Consider the following 2,979-nt stretch of genomic DNA (forward strand, 5'->3'; position numbering starts at 1 on the left):
TGCCACGCCACCCCCCCACCCCTTCGACCGCCCTCGGGTCGCCCCCCCCCCCGGCGCAAATTTGGGGCCGCCTACATTTCAACTGTCGGCGCCCGAAGCGCATCCGTCGGTTCAGCGACCCAGCGTCTGCGTCCAGGTCTGAGGGAGACGTCGGCGCACATTGCGGCGCGGAGCATTGAATCCGGCGCGCTCACGCTTCGTCGTCTCCCTCTGATCCGCCGCCGCGGCCTGATTGGCAGCGTAGGCGAGGGCCACCTGACGGATCGCAACCACGGCCGCCACCGCTGCGGCGCCGGCCATGTCATCGCTGACGGGTTCGCCGTCGTGCGCGCGCACCTGCGTCCGGTCCTCGACCGAGGCGGGAAGGTCGCTGGGAGCGGCGTCGTCCGCGACCTCGGCAGGGTATTGCTGTGCTTCCTGACTCATAGTGGGATGTTACCGTGCTTGCGCGTGGGAGCGTCAACGTGCTTGTTCTTCAGCGCCCGCAGGCTGCGCACGATCCGGCTCCGGGTCTCACTGGGCTTGATCACCGCGTCGATATACCCTTCTTCGGCAGCAAGATACGGGTTCAGCAGTGCATCCTCGTAATCCTGGATCAGCTCGTCACGCAGCGCATCGACGTCCTCGCCGGCTTCACCGGCGGCCTTGAGCTTGCGTCTGTAGACGATGTTCGCAGCACCCTGAGCACCCATGACCGCGATCTGGGCACTGGGCCACGCGAGGTTGATGTCCGCGCCCAGCTGCTTCGAGCCCATGACGCAGTACGCTCCGCCGTAGGCCTTGCGAGTGATGAGTGTGACCAGGGGAACCGTTGCTTCGCCGTAGGCGTAGATGAGCTTCGCCCCGCGGCGGATGATGCCGCTGAACTCCTGGTCCGTGCCGGGCAGGAAACCGGGCACGTCGACGAAAGTGAGGATCGGAATGTTGAACGCATCGCAGAGTCTCACGAAGCGTGCGGCCTTCTCAGAGGCATCGATGTCCAGTGTTCCCGCCAGCTGCATCGGCTGGTTCGCGATGACGCCGACGCTGACTCCTTCGACACGACCGAAGCCGGTGACGATGTTCGGAGCGAAGAGTTCGGAGACCTGCAGGAACTCCGCGTCGTCGAGGACTGTGGTGACGACGTCGAGGATGTCGTAGGGCTGTGAGGGTGAATCCGGCATGAGCGAATCAAGCGCCTCGTCCTCAGGAACAGTGGTCAGATCCGATTCGAACTCGTCGGCATCGGTGGGGTCGAGGTTGTTCTGCGGCAGGAACGAGAGCAGGTCACGCGTGTAGTTCAGTGCGTCCTCCTCGTCGCTGGCCAGGTAGTGGGCATTGCCGGAGACGGTATTGTTCGTTCGGCCGCCGCCGAGGTCCTCATGGCCGACCTCCTCGCCGGTGACGGTCTTGATGACGTCGGGCCCGGTGATGTACATGTGGCTGATCTGATCGACCATGATCGTGACGTCGGTGAGCGCGGGGGAGTACACCGCGCCGCCGGCCGAGGGCCCCATGATCAGAGAGATCTGCGGGATGACGCCGGAGGACGCCACGTTGAGGCGGAAGATCTCCGCAAACAGGGCGATCGAGCCCACAGCCTCCTGGATCCGGGCGCCACCGGAGTCATTGATGCCGATGATGGGGCAGCCCAACTTGATGGCGAGCTTCTGGACCTTGACGATCTTGCGACCGTTCGCCTCGGCGAGGGAGCCGCCGAGGACCGTGAAGTCGTGGGCGAACACGGCCACGGTCTTGCCCTCGATCGTGCCCAGACCACACACCACACCGTCACCGTCGGGGCGGTTGTTCTCCATGCCGAACTGGTGATTGTGGTGGCGGACGAATTCGTCGATCTCCTGGAACGAATCCTCGTCGAGGAGCGCTTCGATGCGTTCGCGAGCGGTCTGCTTGCCGCGCTTGTGCTGGTTGGCCACCGACCTCTCATTGCCGGTGTGGGCCGCATCCCGGCGCTGGACGAAAGCGTCGATGCGCTCACCTGTTGTTCGTGGGGTATCCGTCATGCCTCCACAATAACGACGCCCGGTGCGATCATTGTGCACTCCCGCCAAAAGAATCTAAAGTGGACTGGTGAACAGCCAACACAGTCCCTTCCTCGTCGATGTCGAATCCCTTCGCCGCAAGGCCGCGGCCCGCGACCTCGACCTACCGGTGATCATCTGGGACGACGTGTGCTCGTCGACGAATGACGAGCTGGCTTCACTGGTGCGGGGGCAGTCCACGCTCGCCGATGACCCCACCGATCGCACGCGCCGGATCGCTGCCTCAGACGCCACCGACCTCGCCGAGGCGCCCGCCCAGTTCTGCGTCTGCGGTACCGATCATCAGAATGCCGGCCACGGACGGCTGGGGCGGACCTGGACGGTGCCCGCCCGTCGTTCACTGACGTTCTCGATCGTTTTGGAGCCCGGTGCCGTCTTCGACTCGTGGGGGTGGATCCCGCTGATCGCCGGGGAAGCGGTGCGAGCGGCCATCGCCGAGGCGGGAGTGCCGGCAGTGCTCAAGTGGCCCAACGATGTGCTGACTGCAGACGGGAAGAAGCTGTGCGGAATCCTCGCCCGAGTCGAACCTCTGCCGACAGGCCCGCGAATCGTTCTGGGAATGGGGATCAACACCCGCCTGCAACCTGACGATCTGCCTCGTGAGAGCGCGAGTTCCATCGCTATCGAAACGGACACGGACGGTTCAGAAGTTGCTCATGAAGACTTGTTAATCTCGATTCTGAGCACACTGATTCCTGCCTACAGGGAGCTTGCCGAGTATGACGATGACGATTTCAGCCGCAGCGCGGTCGGCAATGAGGTGTGTGCGAACATGGTGACGCTCGGGACTCAGGTCAGGGTCGAACGCCCCGATGGAAGCAACCTGTACGGCCGAGCGACCGGACTCGACGCCGGCGGCGACCTCATCATCGACAATGACATCAGCGTCAGTGCAGGCGATGTCCACCACCTGCGACCGGCTGCCGACGGCACCGCC

3 protein-coding genes are annotated in these 2,979 nt (G+C 64.2%); 1 reads left to right on the forward strand and 2 read right to left on the reverse strand.

Annotated features, from left to right (window positions below; all coding sequences use genetic code 11):
* Window positions 1-111 precede the first annotated feature (111 nt).
* Complete coding sequence (locus L0G76_RS15250) at window positions 112-426, reverse strand: hypothetical protein (protein ID WP_304357989.1); 315 nt, start codon at window positions 424-426, stop codon at window positions 112-114.
* On the reverse strand, window positions 423-2,003 hold the full coding sequence (locus tag L0G76_RS15255; RefSeq protein WP_304357990.1) for an acyl-CoA carboxylase subunit beta: 1,581 nt from the start codon (window positions 2,001-2,003) through the stop codon (window positions 423-425). Before L0G76_RS15255 ends, L0G76_RS15250 begins: the two co-directional genes overlap by 4 nt.
* Before the next feature lie 67 nt (window positions 2,004-2,070).
* Here L0G76_RS15255 and L0G76_RS15260 point away from each other — a divergent pair.
* Window positions 2,071-2,979 (forward strand): biotin--[acetyl-CoA-carboxylase] ligase (locus tag L0G76_RS15260; protein WP_304357991.1); only part of this gene is annotated, 909 nt, incomplete at its 3' end.

Source organism: Brevibacterium picturae, from assembly GCF_030453725.1.
GTDB lineage: Bacteria > Actinomycetota > Actinomycetes > Actinomycetales > Brevibacteriaceae > Brevibacterium > Brevibacterium sandarakinum_A.

Coding starts and splice junctions, on each gene's coding strand:
- L0G76_RS15250 (WP_304357989.1), bottom strand. CDS start 426: ATGAGTCAGGAAGCACAGCAATACCCTGCCGAGGTCGCGGACGACGCC.
- L0G76_RS15255 (WP_304357990.1), bottom strand. CDS start 2,003: ATGACGGATACCCCACGAACAACAGGTGAGCGCATCGACGCTTTCGTC.